Source organism: Parashewanella sp. 2210YD4-3, assembly GCF_056591735.1.
On sequence record NZ_JBWQOG010000006.1, the window covers coordinates 205,852 to 228,137 of the forward strand.

A 22,286-nucleotide genomic window follows, 5' to 3' on the forward strand; every position below is an offset into this window, starting at 1 on the left:
GCGTTTTAAATAATTTTAGGAGACATATTATGAATCAAGTAAACGATGTGGTAGTTATTGGTGCAGGTCCGATAGGTATAGCGGCAGCTGCACAGCTCGTGCTCAAAGGGATGAACCCTATTGTACTCGAGAAAGGTCCAGCAGCAGGTACAGCGATGAAACAATGGGGCCATGTAAAAGTGTTCACTCCTTGGTCTTATGTGACAAACGACGCTGTCATAACATTACTAGAAAAAAGCGGTTGGACGCACCCAGATCAAGATTATCTCCCAACTGGCTCAGAGATTGTTGAACAGTACTTATTACCTGCTACACAAGTTCCAGAATTAATTGAAAAATTTATATATAAAGCTGAAGTATTAGCGGTTTCGAAAGAAGGACACAGCAAGCATACTTCACGTGAGCGCGATGAATCTAGATTCTCTGTTCACTATAAAGACGAAATGGGCAAAGTGCATTTAATCCATGCCGATGCCGTAATTGATGCTTCTGGTACTTGGTCAACACCTAACCCTATAGGATTAGATGGATTACCTGTGCCAGGGGAGCGGGAAAACAGTCATCGAATTTTCTATGGTATCCCAGATATTAAAGGGCAAGATAGAGCAACCTTTTCAGGCAAAAGGACATTAGTCATTGGTGCTGGCCATTCAGCGATGAATATTTCGTTAGACTTATTGAAGCTACAAGAAAAAAGCCTCGATACTAAGGTTTTCTGGGGATTGAGAAATAATGATATTGACAAATTGATTGGTGGTGGCATCAACGATAAGGTCCCCGCTCGGAAGGAATTAGGGCTTGCAGCACAAAACGCTATCGATGCTGGCAGTCTTGAGCTTTTACTTCAATCGAAGATTAAACGTATTAATGAAAAAAACAGTGCTCTAGAAGTGACCATAGAAAGCGACGATTTTAATGGGGTTATAGAGGTTGATAACATCGCTGTAGCAACAGGGTTTCGCCCTAATCTAGATATAGTCAGAGAATTAAGGTTAGATATTGATCCTGTAGTAGAAGCGCCATCAAATTTAGCACCTCTTATTGATCCTAATCTGCATTTTTGTGGCTCAGTCAGAGCACATGGTGTTGAAGAGTTGTTGCATTTTGACAAAAACTTTTACATCGTAGGTATGAAGTCCTATGGCCGAGCGCCTACATTTTTGATGCTAACAGGTTATGAGCAAGTAAGATCCGTTGTTACCGATCTAGCCGGGAATTATGAGTCAGCAAGAAGTAATCAAGTAATTTTTCCTGATAGCACGATTAACATGTCATCAAAAAATACGGTCAGTATGGGATCTTGTTGTTCATAATGTGCGAGTTTACTTGAAAGTAATAAGGCTTAAAGGTATTCCTTATTACTTTCATTACCGCAAATCTCGAATTAACTTATGTTTAAAGGTAAACTGTCCTTTATACGAACTTAAAGGCATAAATTATGCAAATTGAAAAAGCAGCAAAAATGTTGGCTGAATTGGGACACAAAACAAGACTTGAAGTTTATCGGTATCTTGTCAAGAGAGGAAATGACGGTGTACCTGTTGGAGAAATTCAATCTGAATTAAGCGTACCTGCTTCAACGCTCACTCACCACATAACTAAACTCGTATCTGTAGGGTTAATTGTTCAACGAAGAGAAGGAAGAACCTTGTACTGTGTGCCTCAATACCAAGAGCTGATTAATCTAACTAATTTTCTTATGGAAGAGTGCTGTAGTGAATGAAAGCTTAAAGCTCTTTTATTGACCCTATATAAAAATTATGAGTTGTAATAATCTGAAAAAAATACTCATATAATGCTAAAAATTTAAACGAAAGCACATATTGAATACCTTTATTTGTCTTTTTTGTTAAAAGAAACGTTGTATATATAGCTGTAGGACGACCTTTGTGTTTGATATTTAAAGGTAACGCAATCAAGATGCAATTAATATTTTTTGTCGGAGTTTAGTTTTCAAGCTCTTCTTAATAATTTATGAATTCTCAAATATCAATTTCAAAGAAGAGAAAACTTAACTGAATATCCACTGAGTTGAAAATTCAAAGCTAATTTATAAAAGTCTAAATACTCTCAAGCTCCTGGCTCGGAATGGGGCATTTTCGAGTCAGGCTACTTTCAGAACTGACTCTTCAATGGGCAAAAATACGACAGGCCTAACTTCGATGTTAAAATAGAGGCTCAAAAGTATTCATCTAATTTAGTGCACACTATAGATCAAGTCGATCAAAACTAGATTTTAAGAAAAGCATTCACTTAGATTATGTGAGAAGCTTCAGCTTTTGAAAATTTTCAGCCGCCTGTTTTTGGAGGGTGGCTAATTCCGCAATTGAATAGCCATCAAAAACATTTGGGTCATGCCAAGCTAGAGGAGAAAGTGAGGCCTGCAATCTAAGCAAATTGCCTAGGATCACAACAATTGTTCTACAGTTACCATCAGGAAATAAGTGCATTCGTTCAAGTTGTGCAACGCATTGTGCTATAGCTCGCTCTTTTTCATTAATTGTTGACGCATCATCCAAAATAACGTGGTAACAATCATCAAAGAGTGAGTTGATAATAGCTTCTGTTTTTTCGTTAAACGCTATTCGTCCAAATTCTAGTGATGCGCATTGTTCCGTTAACTTAACATGATACCCATATTTGTTATGGACACACTCATTTTCAGTAGACTTTTGTGATTGAGCTTGAATTTCAGCTATGCCGTCTTCACTTGCGTTTAACCCGATTACTAAGCTTAGTGACAAGGGGGATTCACCATTTTCGATTGGAAATGATTTATCCCTAAAATCAGGTGCTATTTTGATCATATGGATATCACGAGAAGAAAATTTCCATGCCCCCTCAACTGTCTTGGCATGAATTTGAGCAAGTGATGCACATGAAAGCCTCTTTTTTTCCTTAATTAATGCTAAACCAAGTTTAAACCCTTTATAACAGCCATTTAAATAACCAGGTTCATTCTCATAGCCTAATTTCCCCCTAGCTTCATGATCTTTACCATCAATGAATAACCTCCACAGATGATGTGGTTGCAGGCCATCAAATTCTTTAATTTGCTGTAACGTTAAAGCTAAATAGTGCTCGGATTCCTGTATCGCCAAAGTTTCGGTGGCTAAAGCTTGTGCATAAAATGGGATAGCTGTCCATAGCTCAATATCATCAGAAAGCATCTGCAATAATTTGCCTTTTTCTGATGAGTTAGTTAACAGCGCAAAGCTCCATTTAGTTGAATACCAATCCGGTGCATCTTTGAAGTGATTTGTTAAGGTCAGTGCTTTTGTTGACTCTATTTTGTTTTTTATTTTTTTTAGTTTTTTTACTCTTTGAGTCGACGTAGCTTTAATTTGTGAGGTACATTGCTGAAAAAAAATTTCAAGTTCCTTGTCTGATAACTGGTTGAGTTCCTGCGTCGATAACTTGGCTGTAGAATATTCATCAAAAACAGCTAGGAAGTTACGAGAAAACTGTTGAGACATCTCTGTCATGTCCCTTTGAGTTAACTTTTCTGAAGTGGAATTAGATTGTACTAGGTTTGAAACGTGTGCATCCATTGATGGCCTAGTAAACCATCCTCGAATCCATCTTAAGGGTGGACATTGTGTTACTTTGTACACGAAACTTGCAGTGTCACTTCGCACTTCGTATTCACTAGGGAGACTTACTTCTTCAGAACACTGTTCCTTTCTGCTCTCATAGCATGCGGCTGTCTGGCTATGTTTATTCGTAGGTTCCATTAAGTAAATTAACAAACAGGATATATAATAAGTTTAGTCCCACTTTTTTTTTATTCTATTTAGTTCATATATTGCCCATTCAAACGTCACTATATACTCATGCATTAGTTTTTGCTTATAGCTCGAACCACGATGATAGCCCAGATGTTTCAAGCAGCTTATTGACTCCCCCCATGTGACAACAAAAGTTAACCAAAGAATTCAATTAAAAAAATAAGAAAGAATGGTATAGAACACATAAAAACCTGGATGTTGATGGTAGGTTTAGAAAACCAATCAGTATCGTGTTCTGTCAAGCTTTGGGGCATTTTCGAGTTACTTCCTAATTCGGAGAAAAAGAAACAATTTACCGTCACATATTTAGTGGGCTTTGTGGGCAACTTTCTAACTCATTTATCTTCAATAACATTTATCATCATTTTATGTGGACACGCTCATTTTATAAAGTGGGCTGTATGGGCATTGAGTGACTCTCAAACGAGCTTAATAGTTTGTTTTCCCAATCTTAAACATACTCAAGTGAATTTTTACGTGGCACCTTTAGTCTTGAAGTCTTTGTGAATCCACCAATGTCTATGAGGTGCTACTTATGTACGCAGAAGTCCAAGATAAAATCCTCCGTCTTCCTGATGTTCAAATGAAAACAGGTATTGCTCGAAGCACAATTTATACCCTAATGACTAAAGGGGAGTTTCCAAAAGCCATACCATTAACCCATCGTTCAGTAGGGTGGCTCGAAAGTGAAGTGAATCAATGGATTGCAGCGCGTCGTATAGCCATTAGCGAATAGGGGTAGAGATATGGAATTAACATCGAATACTCCTAACCCTCTGCCATCAGGCTTTTATTACGATGACTCTGGTTGGTTAATACGACAAGTCAATGAGAGTCAGGTGGATTTTAGAGTGTGCTCTTGGCTCGAGGTAGAGGCCAGAACTCGAGATACTCAGGGCAGTAATTATGGTTATCTCTTGCATTGGTTAGATGATGATGGTCATCATCGTCGTTGGGCGATGCCTGCTGAATTACTGGCAAGTGATGGTTGTGAATACCGCAGAACACTATTGATGCGAGGTATGCGGATCAGCAATACTTTAAAAGCGAGACAAGCACTGTCTTATTTTATCCAGCGGATGGGAGAGCTAACTCAGCATCGAATATACAGTGTGTCGCATATTGGTTGGCATCAAAACAGTTATATTCATCCCTTAAAAACGATCACTCCACCTCATTCACAAGATCATTTTGTTTTGCAAACGACTAACCCCATTTCAGGGATGAACTGCCAAGGTTCAAGTGAACTTTGGCGACAAAAAGTCGGAAAATATTGCATTAATAATCCATTGCTTATTATGAGTGTATGCTCGGCATTTGCTGCTCCACTTGTTAGTTTGTGTTCGGTAGATGGTTTTGGCCTGCATTTCACGGGAGCGAGCAGTATTGGTAAAACGGCTGCGCTGTACCCTGCGCTATCCATATGGGGAGAACCCACAAAGTTATGTCAGAGTTGGCGAGCGACAGCGAACGGTTTAGAAGGCACAGCATTAGCACGCAATGATTCCTTGCTGGCTTTGGATGAAATGGGGGAGGTGGATGCTAAGGAAATCGGTGATATCGCCTATATGTTGGCAAACGGACAAGCCAAAATCAGAGCGGATGCGGACGGAAAAGCCAGAATTACCCCTCGTTGGAATCTGATCTTTCTCTCAACAGGAGAGGTAACGTTGGAAAGCCATTTAGCCAGTATGGGAAAGCGGATCAAAGCTGGTCAGCAAGTACGAGTTATCGACATTAACGCTGATGCTGGCAATGGGTTAGGTGTTTTTAATGATACTCATAACTTAGATGCCGCTGAATTTGCCGACCAACTAAAAATACATTCTAAGGTTTACTATGGTCACATGGCGTTGGACTGGCTCAAGGAGCTTGTTAATCACCAATCGGAAGTCCTTTGCCACTTTCGAAATATAAAAAAGCGCTTTATTCAGGATATACCGGACTATGCAGATGGTCAGGTTATGCGTGTAGCAGAAAAATTTGCTCTGCTAGCTTTAGCAGGGGAGTTTGCGATCCAGTGGCGTGTCTTAGACTGGGAAACGGATAGTGCTTTTACGGCCTGTCAGCATATGTTTTCTCGTTGGCTAACAGATCGTGGAGGCATAAATGCAGGTGAAGATATTCAGGCCATATTACATGTCAGAAGCTTTATCGAGCAATATGGTGAGAGTCGATTTTCACCAGTCAAATCTACCTACAAACATATCATTCAAAACAGAGCGGGTTGGATAGATAACCGAGAAGAAAAACAGGTTTATTGTTTTTACCCAACGGGCTGGCGTGAAGCGCTCCAAGGTTTATCATCGGCTCAAGCTTCAAATGCATTGATAAAAGCGGGCTTCATGATCACTGATGGTGGAAAAGCGCAGCGCAAAGTCAGCTTACCCGATAATTCACGCCCAAGAATGTACTGCGTTAAAAGCGAAATCTTGGGTGGATAGGTTTCTGCCCATCATTTAGCTATCTTGCCCCAAGCGTTTCCCCTTATTTAGTTTGTGTAACTCTTTGATAAGTTTACATTGCCCGTAAAGACCCCAATGCCCAACTGTTTTAGTTGGAGACTCATGAATGTTAAAGTCAGAATGGCTTAGCTGTGAATAATCTCGTTAATTTTAATATGTAAAAAATAGAATTTTTATGCATGGCGGAGAGCGAGTATGCAGATACTCTAGGCTCTTGTTTAATTAGTATGTTTTTTATTCAAAATGGTGTTTAGGTGCAGAAAAGTGTTAAATGACTACACTTTTATGCGCATAAAAGTGTGGAAATACCACATTTATTGGCGCATAAAAATGTAGGTAAGAGTATTTCGCACATGCCATTATGTGACTATTCTTTCAATTTTTTCGGCAAGTTGCTCTAAGGCTTTTTTGCGTTCTTCAAAGTAATCGTAGCGATTATAGATCCCCTCAACGCCTTTTAATTTGTGGTTTAAACATCTTTCAGCAACATGACCTGTAATGCCAAGTTCAGCCAGTAAACTACGGCAAGTTCTGCGTAAGTCATGCACTGTAAAGTGATCGATGCCAACCATGAGATTTGGTGGCTGCTTCTTTCTCCCTGCTTCGTGACCAAACAGCTTTGTGATAGCTCTGTTAAGCGTGTCCTTTCCCATGTGTGGTAATGTTCCTTTTCTACGGCAAGGAAACACATAATCAGAACCACAAGCCCGTATTTTGAGTTCAGAAATCCAGTTCATGACTATTTCTGGTAAGGGGATCTCAATCCCTACACCTGATTTGCTTCTTTCTTTTGGTAAACTCCAGATCTGGAGGTTTAAATCAAATTCTTGCCATTTGGCTTCGGTCAATTCTGATTTTCTGACGCCTAAAGTTACCAGTAGTGCACAAGCGAGGTAGTTTTCTCGACTGAAAGAGTAGCTGTTTTCTTTGGCAACTTTAAAAAACTGATCCAGTTCTTCAAAGGTTAATGCTCTATCACGGCTTTTTTCTACTCCTCCTGCATCGTTTACATTGAAGGCTACTGCAGGATTAGAATTGGTAAGATCAAGTTTTATGGCATGATTGAACAATTGTTTACAGTAGAGGAGGGCATCATTACAGATGGTTGGTCGTCCAGATGCTTTTATGGATTTTAATACTTCTCGAATATCTCTGGCGTTAATTTTATTGAGTTCGAGTGAACCAATATGAGGCGCAATATCTTTTCGATAAACACGTTCAGGGATCTCGGGATGCTTTAAGCGTTGCTTTAGGTCGATAAACCAATCTTTGAACAAATCATCCATAGTAGTGATAGTGGCATGTTGAAGCCGTTTTCTTGCGGCTAGCGGATCAAATCCTTCTCGGATCTGTTTCATCTTAATTGCAGCTTCTGCTCTGGCGTCTGCCAATGACATTTCACCGTATCGACCTAATGTCATCTCTTTACGTTTTTGCTTGGCGGTAAATCGCAGCATCCAATACGACATACCTGATTTGGGTACAACAAAGTACAGACCGCTTCCATCTGAAAAACGTCCTGGTTCTCCCTTTACCTTTGCGGTGACTTCTCTGGCAGTGAGTTTACTCATAACTCCTCCAAAACACACACATTTGTAAATTAGCTTGAATGGCTAAGGTAGAGATCGATTATACCCACCATTACCCACCACTTGGAAGAGGCATTTACCCACCGATTTACCCACCATCTGTGGTGGGTAACTGGCAAATTTAACAGGATTTATACAAATTTGAAAAAATAAAAAACCGCTTAAAATCAGCGGCTTTTTATTAAAATAGGATGGATATGTTACCTACTCCACGTTCTGGATCTGTTCTCTCATCTGCTCAATCAAAACCTTAAGTTCTACAGCGGCAGAAGTAACCTCAGAACTGATGGACTTTGAAGCAAGCGTATTAGATTCTCGGTTAAATTCCTGCATCATAAAATCAAGACGACGACCTTGTGCACCACCTTTTTTGAGGATTCGGCGAGTTTCTGCTACATGAGCATCAAGCCTATCCATTTCTTCGGCAACATCTTGTTTTTGTGCCAATAGTACCATCTCTTGCTCGATGCGAGCTGGATCAAGCTCACCTTGAATTTCATCTAAACGAGTTTGCAGCTTTTCACGTTGCCATTGCATCACGTTTGGCATGTGCTCACGCACGATTGTCACTTGTGATTCGATGCCTTGTAAGCGGGTTTCAAGCATGGTTTTTATGGCTTCACCTTCACGGCTGCGCGCTTCAATAAATTGATCGATTGCACTATCAAAAGCGATCAATAATTCTTTACCAATGACTTCAATATCTTGCTCATCACTTGAGAGTAATCCTGGCCATTTCATCAGCTCGACGAGGTTAAGATCACCTTGTCCTGCTTGGCTTTTTAAGTTGTTGGCTACATCAATTAATTGGCTTGCTAACGATTGGTTTAGGGTCAGCTCATTACTACTGGCATCAGCAAACTGATAGCGTAGGTTTATTTCCACTTTTCCACGGTTTAGGCGTTTGCGGAGCTTTTCTCTTAGGGCAGGCTCTAGGCTACGAAATTGATCGGGTAAACGAAAATATGTTTCGAGGTACCGCTGATTAACGGAGCGCAGCTCCCATGAGGCATTACCCCAGTCGGCTTTGTGCTCAATACGAGCATAGGCAGTCATGCTTTGGATCATAAGTAAACCTTTGAAATATCATTAGCTGGCAGCGAGTATAACAAAAAATACATCTGATGACGTTAAGGCTTAACAGGCCAAACTAAAGTCGTTTTTGCCCCTCCTAATCTTGTAGAGCGTTCAAGGTATAATTTGCCCTTATGCCACTCCATAACACGAGTGATGATAGCGAGCCCTAACCCGAACCCAGGCTTTGCTTTTTTCCCTTGAATGAATGCTTGGGTAATGGTGTTGTCATTATCAAAGCCTTGTCCATCATCTTCGATTGATAATACCAATGAGTCCTGTTGTTGATAGATCAGAACTTCTATTTGCTCATTGGCGTACTTGGCCGCATTTGAAAGCAGGTTATTGATGGCGCGACTAAGGCTGCGTTCATCGAATGTTCCAGTGATGTCGTGATGGCATTCGATTTTAATTTGTGCATGCAAATGGATTTGGAATTTTTGGATAAGTTGAGCGACTAATGGGCGCAGTGCTTGAGTTTGAAAATCTAACTGTGGTGTCTGGTGTTGTTGTTTACTGAAATTGAGGTAGTCGTCGACTAATTGTTGCATATCACAAGTAAGATCGGTGAGGTGCTGTTGTGTTTTGTGATTGGGGAATTGATCTAGCATGTCAGCAATAAAGCGTATTTTACTCAGAGGTGTTCGCATTTCATGGCATACAGTGGCGGCGAGTTCTTTTTGTAAGTCTATTAATTGGTTAAGCGTATCGACCATGCCGTTAAAACTGTGGATCAAAGGCGACAATAGCATAGGGTATCGCAGTGTTAATGCTTCAGGAATGCCTGTACTTGATACTTTTTGTACCTGTTTATTTAGTCGATTAAGAGTAAAGAACAAGGGGAAAGTGACCAGTAAAAAAAGCGTTGATATCAGACTGTAGAATATCAGTGCGGTGTTGGTTGAAGTCTCGCTGGATTTACTGATTGGAAGTAATATTTTAACAATCTGATCTTGATGTTTAGTGAGTAGCATTTGTTGCTTGTCATCACTAAGTAATAGCATGCCACTATGTTGTAGTTGTTGTTGAAATGACGTATCAAGATGAGCGTCAAGAGGTTCTGCTTTGATGAGAGCACAGGTGGATGTTGTTTTGTCGCAATCGTTTAATAGTTGCTGAATTTGCGTCTGGCTTAGAGTGAGCTTAGGTTCAGTTTCGGTGGCGAAGTATGTATCTATTACCCATGCGGCGCAGAGTACCGTTGTCAGTAACAGCAATAAAATAATGGCGAAATGACGCGACATATCAAGTGTTCTCATTGAGTAGTTAGGATATAGCCCTTGCCCCAAATTGTTTTGAGCGTGAGGGAGGCATGATTTAAGGCTTCCAGTTTTTTCCTTAACCTTACGATGCGTCCGTCTATAGTTCGGGCTAAACCATCGTAGTCACGTCCCACACTGTTACTGAAGAGAAAATCACGGGATAACACTTGCTGATAGTGTTGATTGAACAACTCCAGTAATCGGTATTCTGTTGGTGTGAGATCTAAGGTTTGCTGATTAATACTGACTCGATGCTGGGTAGGTTCAAAGTGAATATTGATGTTATTGGTCTTGGTAATTGTTTCAACGGTCGTAGATAAGTGACGGGTTAAGCGCGCCAGTAATAGTTTAGGGCTAATGGGTTTGATCAAATAGTCATCGGCGCCTAGGGCTAGCCCTTTAATATGATCTGAATCATCCCCCCTCGCGGTTAGCATAATGATCGGGCGTGAAAATTGTTTTCTGATGGTTTGTAATATATGAAACCCATCTCTTCCAGGTAGGTTGATATCGCATAAAATTAAGTCAATGTTATCAAGTGCAATGCCGTTTAGCCCACCTGAATGACTGAGGTGGAGGACTTGATAATGGTGATTGGTTAGGTAAGTACTGACAAGTTCAGCGAGTTCAAAATCATCTTCAATAAGGAGTATGTGCTTCATAGTAAGCTCCATGCATGTTTACGACGGCGGCGTAAATCTTTAGGTTCCATTTTTAGCACGTTAAGCTGAGTTAGCTGTGAACGTATGTTGTTTTTTTTGGATTTAAGATAAAAGTGGCTAGAGGTTTTTAGAGTGATTTTCAGTCGGATGTTGTAATGTCTATTCGCTTTATCCATACAATAAATCGGTGTTGTTTTAGATGCTTGGTATAAGCACAATTGCATAGGCTCTGATGTCGACCATGAAAAAAAGACATGCATTTGGCATGATGTAACCGTTTTTGGGATCACGCAGGATGAAGGGTTAATGTTAAAGCGCTCAATCACTGAAGACGATTGAGATAACACTTGGGCAGAAAAGAATAAGTTCAACCACAAAGTGAAACGGATTAAGTGGATAACATTAATCTGCATAGAGAGCCCAGTTAATGCCAATAAAAAAAGAATGCAGGTCAGTTTGTGTAATTAACCTAGGATCGACATATTTTTCATCAAGGTATTTGTATTGGTAAAAACTAATAAAATCTAATCGTTCACTGATTGGATAGCGGTACTCCAATTTCAACTCGGGTACCCAGCTGGCTTTCACTGGCGCGATGGGAGCGAACCCTCTGATTTGTTCAAACTCTTTAGCAGAAAAGTGAAAATAATACTGGCTATTTTTACGGCTGTAATAGTGTAATCCAGCACTTAAGAGAACATCACCAAACGCCAAACTGCGTTGTAGCAGGTAATTGATATTGCCCTGAAAACCATAATGTACCTTGCTAATGTCTTGTAACAGGCTGAACTCTAGTTGCTGTTGTGGCCAAAAATAGCTGGCTTTGATTCCTGCTAAATAAGCCATGTTACGTTTTGGCTTAAAGCTAAGTTTTTGTGGTAGGCGAGGATGCGTCAGTTTATTTGCAAGGCTGGCGATAATAGCGGCATTATCTATGTAGTACAGCCCTAAGTTATCAGGCTGAGCAATAAGATCAAAATACCAATCTTCATCTTCTAAGAGTGTATAGCCCAAATTGAAATTATGGGCATAAAACCGTTCTGAGTAGTAGTTGATTGAAGGTAAGATGACTAACGGTATGTTGTCTTTATTGTTGACTGGATTAGTCATTTCCCCGAAGCCAGTGGCCAGACTGATCTCCCAAGTATTGGGCTTAATGTAGGCGTCTGAAGTTTCTGCTTGAGTGGGAAAACCACAGAGGCCGAAAACGGCAAAAATCCATACCTTCCAAAATTTTTTCACAACGTTCATAAAGTCTCAACAAATGTATCGTATTTGTATCAAAAACAGCAATTAAGCTGACGTTAACAAATTCGCATGAAATTAAACAGCAGTCGAGTGAAACTATAAAGAGGGATTAAAGATAAGTATGAGATGAATTTACTATGTGTATTAATGGGTTATTTAAATAGTGTTATACGGAAAATTTTCTGAATATCAGATAGTTATAGGTATTTTTAGCCAATCCTCTATTTAATTTTTATTCATTCATAATGAGTGTTCATTGAATTGCGCTTGGTACAAATCGGTACAGTTTATCGGCCTTAAAATCGTTATAACATTAATGCTACAAAAATGTAATAACTATAACTAAGGGATAACCATGAAGGTTTCTAAACTAACCAGTTTGATACTCTCAAGTTTGTATGCGACGAGTATAGCAGCCAGTGCGAATGCATTTGCTAACGATGAAAATAAGATCCGTGGGTTGTCGATGACCGCGGAAGAAATTGAAGCATTCCAAAAAACAAGAACAAACCATGCATCAAGCGTCATTCAAAATGACGGTTACAACGTACAACTTCGCGCTCAAGCCAGTAAAAAGTTTAAACATGAAGAAGGTTTGCAAGGTGAACACGTTTATATCATTCACTTGAATGATAACCCTGTTGCCAGTGAATTTGGCTTAATGACATCAACAGCAGAAAAATCTACCTTAAGTAAGTTGTATAAAAACGGGAAGCCGCAGCAGGCCGAAATTCATTCGTATTCTCAAACGTTACTGGCAAAACAACAACAAGTTATTAATGAAATTAGCCAATTTACGTATGGAAGCCCAGTAAGACGTCAGTTTGTAAATGCGATCAATGGTTTTTCTATGACCATGACTCAAGAGCAAGCAGAACAAGTATCAAACATGGGCAATGTACGCTTAGTTCAACGGTCGAAAATGTATGATTTATTGACAGATGAAGGTCATAAACTCATCCAGTCGGATAAAGTATGGAAAGGTGAAACTCAACAAAAAACCAGCTTCAAAGGTGAAGGTGTCGTCGTTGGTATTATTGATACCGGTGTTAATACCGATCATGTATCGTTCGCGGATATTGGTGGTGATGGTTATGATCATACCAATCCTCGTGGTGAGGGGAATTATGTTGGAGAATGTGCGACTGAAGAGGGTAAAGCACTGTGTAACGACAAGCTAATTGGTGTTCGCAGCTACAAAGTGATCACAGATACCTACAATGAGTTCAGAGGCCGACCACCACAGTTTGGCGAAGATTATAATGGTCACGGCTCTCATACTGCATCAACAGCGGCAGGTAATGTGATCAAAAATGTACCATTGCTAACGGCTGAGCTAGAAGCGAGTGGTGATGGTGTTGTCATTAAAGAAGGATTATTTCCTGAAATAAGCGGTGTTGCTCCACACTCAAATATCATCTCTTATCAAGTTTGCTTACCCGTTGGGGGTTGTCCGGGCGAGGCATTAGTCAGCGCAATCGAAGATAGTATTAAAGATAGTGTTGATGTTCTTAACTTCTCCATTGGAGGGGTTGATCATAAATCACCGTGGGATGATTCTGTTCAGTTAGCATTTTTAGCGGCAAACGAAGCAGGCATTTCTATCGCGGCAGCTGCTGGTAATAGTGGTGGTGTACCTGGAGGTGAACGTCTAAGTTTGATTGATAATGTTGCGCCTTGGTTGCTAACGGTTGCAGCGTCAACGCATGCCAGAACGGTTGAGATACAAACCAAAATTACCAACCCAACACTGGCCGAAGAAAAACCAAATTGGACTGAACTATCTGGCGGTGGTGTTAACGATAGCAGCGTTACAGGTATTGTTGTAAAAGCAGAAGCTTTCGGTGATAAGCTTTGTAAGGAGCCATTTGCTGCAGGGAAATTTGATAACCTAGGTTATAAAGATGCCGATGGAAACGACGCCAATATCATTGTTGCTTGTGAGCGTGGTGAAGCAGGGCGAGTTGAAAAATCTCACAATGTAAAAGCAGGCGGTGCTGAAGGTTATATTTTATATAACAAACATAATTCAGGTCCTGAAGGCAGCGTGATCAAAACAGATAAATACGCGGTACCAGGTATTCACCTAAGTTATGGGGACTTCTTTGGCTTTGAAGGATTGAATCGCTGGATTGATGGTGACGAAACAGGTAAGTATCAACTTACAATTTCTGAAACGGTTATTGAGCGTAAAATCAATCCTGATCGCGCCGATGCACTAGCAATATTTTCTTCTCGAGGTCCTAGCTTAGGCAATCGTGAACATTTAGTGCCTAGTGTATCTGCTCCGGGTGTTGATATTTACGCCGCTTATCGTGATGAAGCACCATTTGAAGCCGCCAATCCAGATCAAACACCAACGGTCGCGGATTTTAGCTTTTTAAGTGGAACGTCAATGGCAAGCCCACACGTTGCAGGTGCATTAGCACTATTGGTTGATGCTCATCCTAACTGGACGCCAGCTCAACGTCATTCTGCACTGCAAATGACAGCCGATCCTGAAATCACCATGGCGTTATTTCCAAATACTCCAAAAGATCAACGTAAAAAAGCAGCCGTATATCGTGCCGGAACAGGACGCATTAATGTTGCTAGTGCGGTTGATGCTGGTTTGGTTCTAGACGAAAGTCACAGTAATTTCAAATTAGCTGATCCTGATAACGGCGGTGTTATGCATCGTTTGAATGTCCCTGAATTAGTTAATCTTTCTTGTGAGCCTGAATGTCAGTGGATCAGAACCTTTACCGCGACTAAAGATGGAACGTATAAGATAACAAATGAGCCAGCTTATAACTTTAATCCAAACCCAGATGCGCAATATGTTCAAAATGGTGTTCAAATTTCAGCAATGCCTGCAGAGTTTTCACTCAAAGCAGGTGAAACGCAAACGGTATTGTTTAAAGCTGGTGTAACAGATACTCAAGATGCGCTTGGTAACTCAGAAGTTGAATTGCATTCGCACATGATTATTTCTGAAACAACGGATCAAGCACCTGAAATGAGATTACCGTTAGTGTTTAAGTTTAATCACGGTAAGCTGCCATCAAACTTAGACATTGTTGCGCATAGGAATGATAGCGAACAACAGCTGAATAACATAATGCTGCCGCAAGTGAGTAATCCTGTCGCTCATGTTTTCAAGCCTGTTAAAGCGGTAGCTAAGAAAATCACGCTACCAAAAGATGATGATGAGTTCGCACCTTGGGAGCGAGATAGAAAACCTGAAGATAGCGACCGATTAGACGAAGCCACACATAGCGTTATGATCGATGTACCTGAAAACAGTAAGCGTTTGCTTGTTGAAATCTTAACGACTCCAAATGTAAATAAAAAAGATGGTTGGAAAACGGGTAATCCAACGATATTTGTTGGTCGAGACTTTAACAATAATGGCAAGATAGACATTGATGATGAAATCATTTGTGTATCTGACAGTAAAGTACGTAAGAATCTATGTAATATTAATCTTCCTGATGCCGGAAAATATTGGGCGGTAGTACATAATCCTTTCCCGTTTATTTCAGATGCAAAAGGCACGAAAGACACTTTTGAGTTTACTCATGCAATCGTGAGCAACGAAGTATCCTCTTCAATTGCATTAGATCTTCCCGCTTCAAATGGTACTGAGCCCGTCAATGCAAAACTGAAATGGGATATGCCTGATATGAACACAGGTGATCGCTACTATTCAGCAATTGAAGTTGGAAGTTCTGAAGTGAATTCGGGCAACATCGGCATAATTCCACTGACACTGAATCGTGGTGAAAGCGATATCAGCATGAAATGGAGTCATTCAAGCCAACATGCTGGCGAAAAAGTTGCGTTAAAATTCAGAGCATTACCTAATCTGACGGGCGCCGATCGCGAATTTACAATCAGCGCTAAAGTACCTGAAGGGCTTTCATTAAAACAAGAGGATATTACGACGGCACAACCAGATCAAGTAACCTCAATGGAGCTGATTGATGGTGTGTTAACCATCAAAGGAATTCAAAAGGATACTTCTTCTGTTGCAAAAGATTATGTCGTCACCACTAATTTGGAAGATGCAACCTGTCGAACGCCAGATATTGGTCCTAATCCAAATGGCAAATACATCAATCTTAGTGATGCAGGTGTTCAACCAAGTTTAGGTTTAGACGTTGCAGATAATCGAGAAGGTTTCAAGTTACCGTTTGCAGCATTAAACAATGGTAGAACTGAATACGCTTTATACAATAACTATGAACACTCAGCATCAACGGCAATGGTAATTCGTCCAATAGGTACTATTGCTTTTGAAGATAGAAATCGACCTCAGTTTGTGCCTGTCCATTACCCATTCCCAAGACCTGTAGTACCAGAAAACTATGTTGGTGTATTGGCTCGTGGATGGGGACCAAATAATGGGCAACTTGTACGGAACGTAATGACGGCACCGAAATCTTATGATACGGGGATTTCTGTGGCAGCAACTAATACAGGTTGGGTTATTGTTGAGTATGATGATGCGAGAAGTATGGTTTACAAAGGATTCGATCCAATTAAACGTGAACCTAAATTTGAAGACTTTGGCGATCGCTTTGACTTTGAATTGATATTCCATATGGACACTCGTTTTGGTAAAAATGAACATGAGTTGATTATGGCTTATGATCAAGCTGACTTTAACGGTGATGTTCGTGGCTCAGTAGGTTTGCAAGGCGTGTCAGGTTTAGATACTTGGGCAGGACGTTTTAGTCCAATTTTAGGTAAGCAATTAGCCTTTGATCATGTCGATAAACTAGTGAAAAAAGGTCTAGTTATTTGTTACGACTATGTTGGACCTGAGTCATCACAGTTTGAAGTGACCGCAGAAGCAACTGTCATGAGTAATATGGCGGGTCAAACATTAGAAATTGAAGCAACCAGTCAAGTTGATGGAATGGCTAACATTACCATGAAACAGTCGCTAGCTGTTTCTGGAAACATTAGTGTCAGTTCGTATCAAAACATGACCGTTTCTGAAGACAGTGACTGGATTGAACTACCCGTTATTTACGCTCATGAGCGAAATAACATCAGCAAAATTTCAGTATCAGGTGATAACCTTGAAACTGAGGTTAGTAGTCATACTTCTGGTAGCATGATTAAGTTTAAGCCAATGGCAAATTTTTCTGGTGAAACCACGGTTACTGTTACCGTTGCCGATGCTGAAAATCCAATGGATAAAGCCACGTCATCGTTCAAACTCATGGTGATGAGTGTTGAAGATGAGCCTGAAATTTCTGAACTGAAAGCATCGGCCAATAACGGCAGCCTTACGTTAACTGTGACGGCAACTGATGCAGATGGTGATGATTTAACTTATGCTTGGGTACAGACGAAAGGTGCGAGTGTCGGTAATTTACCTGCAACCGCTAAAGTTGAATTAAGCAATGTTGCAGCGGGTGACTACAGTTTTGTTGTTACGGTTTCTGATGGTAATAATTCAACCAAAGAGGAAGTGACCATTACTGTTCAATCGCAAGCACCAACTGAAGAAGTGGTTAAACCTAAGAAATCAGGTGGTGCATTAGGTGGCATAGCCATGTTAATGCTGATGGCATTAGGCTTAAGAAGAAAGCTTAAACGTTAAAATTAGTTACGTTTAATGTTTGCTAAAGACTGGGCATGTCCCAGTCTTTTCTTTTAGCGACAAAGTAAAAAGATGTGCAACGAGAGCTTCAAGGCTTATAATGTGCCTCAACTTTTCTAAGCCTTTTCAACAGGAATCCACATGCGTCCAAGTAACCGCACTGCTGCACAAACTCGACCGATCACCATTACCCGAAATTTTACTGCCCACGCAGAAGGTTCAGTATTGGTTGAGTTTGGCGAAACCAAAGTTTTGTGTACCGCTAGTTTTACTGAAGGTGTCCCTCGTTTTCTTAAAGGTCAAGGGCAAGGTTGGGTAACGGCAGAATACGGTATGTTGCCTCGCTCTACTCATAGTCGAATGGACAGAGAAGCGGCGCGCGGTAAGCAATCTGGTCGTACTCAAGAGATTCAGCGTCTTATCGGTCGTAGCTTGCGTGCTTGTGTGGATATGAAAGCACTGGGTGAAAACACTATCGTTATCGATTGTGATGTCATTCAAGCGGATGGCGGTACTCGTACCGCTTCTATTACCGGTGCTTGTGTGGCTTTGGTTGATGCGCTTAATTTTGCTCGCAGTAAAGGCATCATCAAAACTAACCCGCTTAAGTTCTTAATTGCTGCTGTGAGTGTGGGTATTTACAAAGGTGAAGCGATTTCAGACTTGGAATATCTAGAAGACAGCGAAGCGGAAACTGACATGAACGTGATCATGACAGAAACTGGTAAAATGATTGAAGTGCAAGGCACAGCCGAAGGCGAGCCATTTAGCCATGAAGAACTGCTTGTAATGCTTGAGCTGGCGAAAAACAGTATTCGTGAAATTGTGGATGTTCAGAAAACGGCATTGAATTAATATACGAGTCTGCATTAAAGCCTTGAGCGATTTAAATGCCACCTCGTTTTTAGGTGGCATTTTTGTATAAGCTTAGGCGTGTTTGTATCCTACCGATAAAATATAAGAGTTAATCATGAAAGCCTATCAAAAAGAATTTATCGAATTTGCTCTAGAGCGCCAAGTCCTCCGCTTTGGTGAGTTTACGTTAAAGTCTGGCCGTACAAGCCCGTACTTTTTTAATGCAGGTTTATTCAATACAGGTAAAGATTTAGCAAAACTAGGGCGCTTTTATGCGGCAGCGCTTGTTGATTCAAATATCGATTATGATTTGGTATTTGGCCCTGCTTATAAAGGCATTCCGATTGCAACCACTACAACCGTTGCACTGGCTGAGCACCATGATATTGATGCGCCATATTGTTTTAACCGTAAAGAGAAAAAAGATCACGGTGAAGGCGGCTCATTAGTAGGTAGCGAGTTAAAAGGCAAAGTCATGCTGGTGGATGATGTGATCACAGCGGGTACGGCGATTCGAGAGTCGATGGAAATCATTAAGGCTAATAATGCTAAGCTTGCCGGTGTGTTGATTGCCTTAGATCGTCAAGAAAAAGGCAAAGCAGAATTATCGGCTATTCAAGAAGTTGAGCGAGATTTTGGGTGCCAAGTTGTGTCGATTGTGACTTTGGCTGATTTGCTGATTTATCTAGAAAGCCAAGATGGAATGGAAAGTGAGTTAGCGGCCGTGAAAGCCTATCGTGAGCAATACGGCATTTAGTATTTGCTCAGTCAGCACCTGCGATTGCGGGTGCTTGAGCATAGTTATCGACTTAAAAACTCAGAGCGAGTAGAAGGATCTGATTTGAAAATTCCACCTAATGCTGAAGTACTTGTTTCACTCGTCGCATCCATTACTCCGCGGGCTTTAACACAATAATGAACTGCATCCATTTTTACTGCGACATTGTCTGTATCAAGCAATGTTTGCAGTGCCACTAGCACTTGCTGAGTCAGGCGCTCTTGTACCTGTGGGCGCTGGGCAAAAAAGCGCACAATACGATTGATTTTTGAAAGACCAATGATTTTTTTACGTGGCAAATAGCCGACCGTTGCAACGCCATCTATGGTCACTAAGTGATGTTCACAGGTACTGGTTAAGCTGATATCTTTAACCTTGATCATTTCATCGACATTCATTTTGTTTTCGATGACGGTGATTTTCGGAAAATTGCTGTAATCTAGGCCTGAAAACACCTCGCTAACATACATCTTGGCGATACGTTTTGGAGTATCGGCTAAGCTGTCATCAGTTAAATCGAGGGCAAGTGTATTGAGGATTTCACGCATGTGATGCTCAATTTTATCTTTTTGCTGCTCTGGGGACAGTGTATTTTCGCGCATAGGCGTTTCTAAGCCACGCTCAATCAGCGCCTGTTGTACTTTACTGGCAGCGTCACTCAATGTAGGGGGATTAATCGTCACTGCTTGTATGGTCATAACGTTCTCGCACTTAGCCTTGGTTCTTTATTGAATATATAGTCAGTTTAACAGACTGCAAACTGAATATCTGAGTTAGTTACTCAGAAAAGGCGCAAAGCATACCTGATGTTGAATAAAAATCCAGCGAATTATGGCTAATTGTGAGAAAGTTCATAAGAGTGCCTGCACCGTCGATGCAGGCAAGAGTACTTAGATTATAACTTTAGATGTTGTTTGAGGAAGCTCATCATTTTTTCATATTCCTGTTGACGATTTTTATCGTTGTAAAAGCCGTGACCTTCGTCTTCGATTACTAACCGCTCATAAGGATAATTGTGCTTCTTAAGGGCTTTTTCCAGAGATTCCAATTGCTCCATCGGTGCGCGTTCATCATCTTCACCATGAATCAGAAGCAATTTTGCCTTTAATTTCTCAATGTGAAAGCTCGGTGACATTGCAATTAGCTCTTCTTTATTTTGTCCAATTGCTTTTTTTAGATAATTAATGCCAGATTTTCTTTCTTGTATATCACCTTCTTTGTAAAGCATCGGTAGGTCGTACACCCCAAATGAGCCAATCGCGCATTGGAACATATCAGGTTCAATAATGGCACTTTGTAGAGCACTATAGCCGCCGAAACTACCTCCTGCAATACATACACGGTTTTTATCGACAATGTCTTGGTTAATGACAAATTTGGTGGCGTCAATAATATCGTGTTGAATCTTTCTTCCCCACTCCCGGTAGCCTTGCTCTAAAAAGTCTTGCCCAAAACCACCGGAGCCCTTGAAATTGATCTGGAGAACAGCAATACCATGGTGAGCAAAGAACTGGTTCTGTGGGTTGAAGCCCCACCAATCTCGAATACCATGTGGTCCTCCGTGTGGATTGACTACAAGAGGCAAGTCTTTGGCTTTTTTTCCTTGAGGGAGGGTTAAATACCCTCTAATGGTTTGTCCATATCTGTTGGTAAACTCAATTGGCTTTACTTGAGCCATTATTTTGGGATCAAGCCACTTCTTTTGTGAAACCAAATATTGGAGTTTTAATGCCTTGCTATCAAATATGTAGTAATCACCAGGGTTTTTATCATTGTAAGCCAATACGATGAGTTTTTGGCCATCACGATCTTCACTAACTATACGGATTCTATGTCCTGGAATAGAGGCAATTAATTGCTTCAATTGTTTCGCGCGAATATCTTTACTATTTATAAAGGCATATTCAGGGTAGCCAGCATCAAACTCAACCGCATATAGTTGTTTAGTGTTGTTATTTAGCCAATAATTTGTGGGATCAACAATTTTATCTTGTAAAATTTTCTTGGTTTTACCTGATTTGAGATCTAATTTCAAAATAGCTCGAGTTTTATTATCTTTAACCGCAGATGCATATATCGTGTGATTGTTCTCAGCAAAAGAAATTGGTACAAGAGAATCAAGATTTGGATCTAGGTTATCAATATATAGCCAATCACCATCTTTTCTATGGTATACCTTTAGTTTATTTTGTGTATCAGATCCTACAACAATACGCACTTTACCATTATTATCAGTTAAAAACTGTGCTTTAGCTACTGGGGCAGTAACGAGTTTTTTGCGTGTTCCACGATAGAGGTTAACCTTATAGACTTGAAATTTTTTATAGTCAATTGAGCTTGAAGTGCCTCCCCAAGGTACTACTGTAACCAACATATGCTTAGGATCATTCAGTAGTGGATCTAGTGGGTATGCCGAAGCTTGGATAGCGGTGTTTTTTTTGATTCGAGAGCCTGTTTGTGAACCACCTTTATATCCAAATAAATATGTGGCTTTTTTTCCATCAGCATTAACTGCCATTAGCTCACCATGGTACTGTGGTTGTTCACTCCAACCTTTTAGGTAAACTTTTTGTAAAACAACTCGTTCATTATTAACCCATAGATATTCACCAACCTGTGCATTTCCCGGGAAAAAAACGGCATGTAGAGGCTTGTTGGTCTTACTGTCTAAGATTAAAAGCTTATCTTTTCCGTCATGGGTGGTTTTTAGGGCAATATAGTCTCCTGTTGGAGAGATCTGAACATCAAAAAAATCAGCACTTTTACTGTATAGTTCTGCTGCTGACATTGTATTTTTTGCTTCTGTTTGAGAGGAAAGTATTATTCCTGTAAAGAAACAAAGTAGAAAAGTGAGAGCTTTTTTCATTCCACTTCCATGTATTTGTAGTTTTAAAGTGTAATTATTGTAAACGAATTGTATTTGTTGTGAAATTGATTTTTGGTCTTATTTACTTTCTCAACCACATCCT

At 40.4% G+C, this 22,286-nt stretch carries 16 protein-coding genes; 7 read left to right on the forward strand and 9 right to left on the reverse strand.

Annotation, left to right across the window (positions count from 1 at the left end; all coding sequences use genetic code 11):
- Positions 1 to 29: 29 nt before the first annotated feature.
- Together AC1EU0_RS11205 and AC1EU0_RS11210 are read left to right on the forward strand one after the other, a co-directional pair.
- Complete coding sequence (locus AC1EU0_RS11205; RefSeq protein WP_480302488.1) at positions 30 to 1,313, forward strand: FAD-dependent oxidoreductase; 1,284 nt, start codon at positions 30 to 32, stop codon at positions 1,311 to 1,313.
- A gap of 125 nt (positions 1,314 to 1,438) precedes the next feature.
- A complete protein-coding gene (locus AC1EU0_RS11210; RefSeq protein ID WP_480302489.1) occupies positions 1,439 to 1,723 on the forward strand; it encodes an ArsR/SmtB family transcription factor in 285 nt (94 codons plus the stop codon).
- A 535-nt stretch (positions 1,724 to 2,258) separates the two neighbouring features.
- Here the strand turns inward: AC1EU0_RS11210 and AC1EU0_RS11215 are convergent.
- Positions 2,259 to 3,551, reverse strand: coding sequence for a hypothetical protein (locus AC1EU0_RS11215; RefSeq protein ID WP_480302490.1), 1,293 nt, complete (start codon positions 3,549 to 3,551; stop codon positions 2,259 to 2,261).
- Positions 3,552 to 4,323: 772 nt separating this feature from the next.
- Here AC1EU0_RS11215 and AC1EU0_RS11220 point away from each other — a divergent pair.
- Together AC1EU0_RS11220 and AC1EU0_RS11225 are read left to right on the forward strand one after the other, a co-directional pair.
- Positions 4,324 to 4,524 (forward strand): helix-turn-helix transcriptional regulator, encoded by a 201-nt coding sequence (locus AC1EU0_RS11220; RefSeq protein ID WP_480302491.1) that lies wholly within the window; start codon positions 4,324 to 4,326, stop codon positions 4,522 to 4,524.
- Between the two features lie 10 nt (positions 4,525 to 4,534).
- Positions 4,535 to 6,232: a DUF927 domain-containing protein gene (locus AC1EU0_RS11225; RefSeq protein WP_480302492.1), complete on the forward strand. Its 1,698-nt coding sequence runs from the start codon at positions 4,535 to 4,537 to the stop codon at positions 6,230 to 6,232.
- A gap of 380 nt (positions 6,233 to 6,612) precedes the next feature.
- Here the strand turns inward: AC1EU0_RS11225 and AC1EU0_RS11230 are convergent, their stop codons facing one another.
- The 6 genes from AC1EU0_RS11230 to AC1EU0_RS11255 form a co-directional block, all read right to left on the reverse strand.
- Positions 6,613 to 7,824: a tyrosine-type recombinase/integrase gene (locus AC1EU0_RS11230; protein ID WP_480302493.1), complete on the reverse strand. Its 1,212-nt coding sequence runs from the start codon at positions 7,822 to 7,824 to the stop codon at positions 6,613 to 6,615.
- Positions 7,825 to 8,046: 222 nt separating this feature from the next.
- Entirely contained in the window at positions 8,047 to 8,910 is an 864-nt protein-coding gene (locus tag AC1EU0_RS11235) for a YicC/YloC family endoribonuclease (protein ID WP_480302494.1), read from the reverse strand.
- A 62-nt stretch (positions 8,911 to 8,972) separates the two neighbouring features.
- Positions 8,973 to 10,160, reverse strand: coding sequence for a sensor histidine kinase (locus AC1EU0_RS11240; protein WP_480302495.1), 1,188 nt, complete (start codon positions 10,158 to 10,160; stop codon positions 8,973 to 8,975).
- Positions 10,161 to 10,171: 11 nt separating this feature from the next.
- The gene (locus tag AC1EU0_RS11245) at positions 10,172 to 10,840 is read right to left on the reverse strand and encodes a response regulator transcription factor (protein ID WP_480302496.1); all 669 of its coding nucleotides are present in this window, start codon (positions 10,838 to 10,840) and stop codon (positions 10,172 to 10,174) included.
- Positions 10,837 to 11,253, reverse strand: coding sequence for a DUF3019 domain-containing protein (locus tag AC1EU0_RS11250; RefSeq protein ID WP_480302497.1), 417 nt, complete (start codon positions 11,251 to 11,253; stop codon positions 10,837 to 10,839). The genes AC1EU0_RS11245 and AC1EU0_RS11250 overlap by 4 nt, the downstream gene beginning before the upstream one ends.
- Positions 11,243 to 12,091: a MipA/OmpV family protein gene (locus AC1EU0_RS11255; RefSeq protein ID WP_480302498.1), complete on the reverse strand. Its 849-nt coding sequence runs from the start codon at positions 12,089 to 12,091 to the stop codon at positions 11,243 to 11,245. Before AC1EU0_RS11255 ends, AC1EU0_RS11250 begins: the two co-directional genes overlap by 11 nt.
- Positions 12,092 to 12,443: 352 nt before the next feature.
- Here AC1EU0_RS11255 and AC1EU0_RS11260 point away from each other — a divergent pair, with 352 nt between their 5' ends.
- The 3 genes from AC1EU0_RS11260 (at position 12,444) to pyrE (ending at position 19,296) form a co-directional block, all read left to right on the forward strand.
- Positions 12,444 to 17,684, forward strand: a complete 5,241-nt coding sequence (locus AC1EU0_RS11260) for a S8 family serine peptidase (protein ID WP_480302499.1) — start codon at positions 12,444 to 12,446, stop codon at positions 17,682 to 17,684.
- Positions 17,685 to 17,825: 141 nt separating this feature from the next.
- Positions 17,826 to 18,539: a ribonuclease PH gene (gene rph, locus AC1EU0_RS11265; RefSeq protein WP_480302500.1), complete on the forward strand. Its 714-nt coding sequence runs from the start codon at positions 17,826 to 17,828 to the stop codon at positions 18,537 to 18,539.
- 115 nt (positions 18,540 to 18,654) lie between these two features.
- Complete coding sequence (gene pyrE, locus AC1EU0_RS11270) at positions 18,655 to 19,296, forward strand: orotate phosphoribosyltransferase (RefSeq protein WP_480302501.1); 642 nt, start codon at positions 18,655 to 18,657, stop codon at positions 19,294 to 19,296.
- Positions 19,297 to 19,340: 44 nt separating this feature from the next.
- Here the strand turns inward: pyrE and folE are convergent, their stop codons facing one another.
- Positions 19,341 to 20,015, reverse strand: a complete 675-nt coding sequence (folE, locus tag AC1EU0_RS11275) for a GTP cyclohydrolase I FolE (RefSeq protein WP_480302502.1) — start codon at positions 20,013 to 20,015, stop codon at positions 19,341 to 19,343.
- A 197-nt stretch (positions 20,016 to 20,212) separates the two neighbouring features.
- On the reverse strand, positions 20,213 to 22,183 hold the full coding sequence (locus AC1EU0_RS11280; protein WP_480302503.1) for an alpha/beta hydrolase family protein: 1,971 nt from the start codon (positions 22,181 to 22,183) through the stop codon (positions 20,213 to 20,215).
- Positions 22,184 to 22,286: the final 103 nt, after the last annotated feature.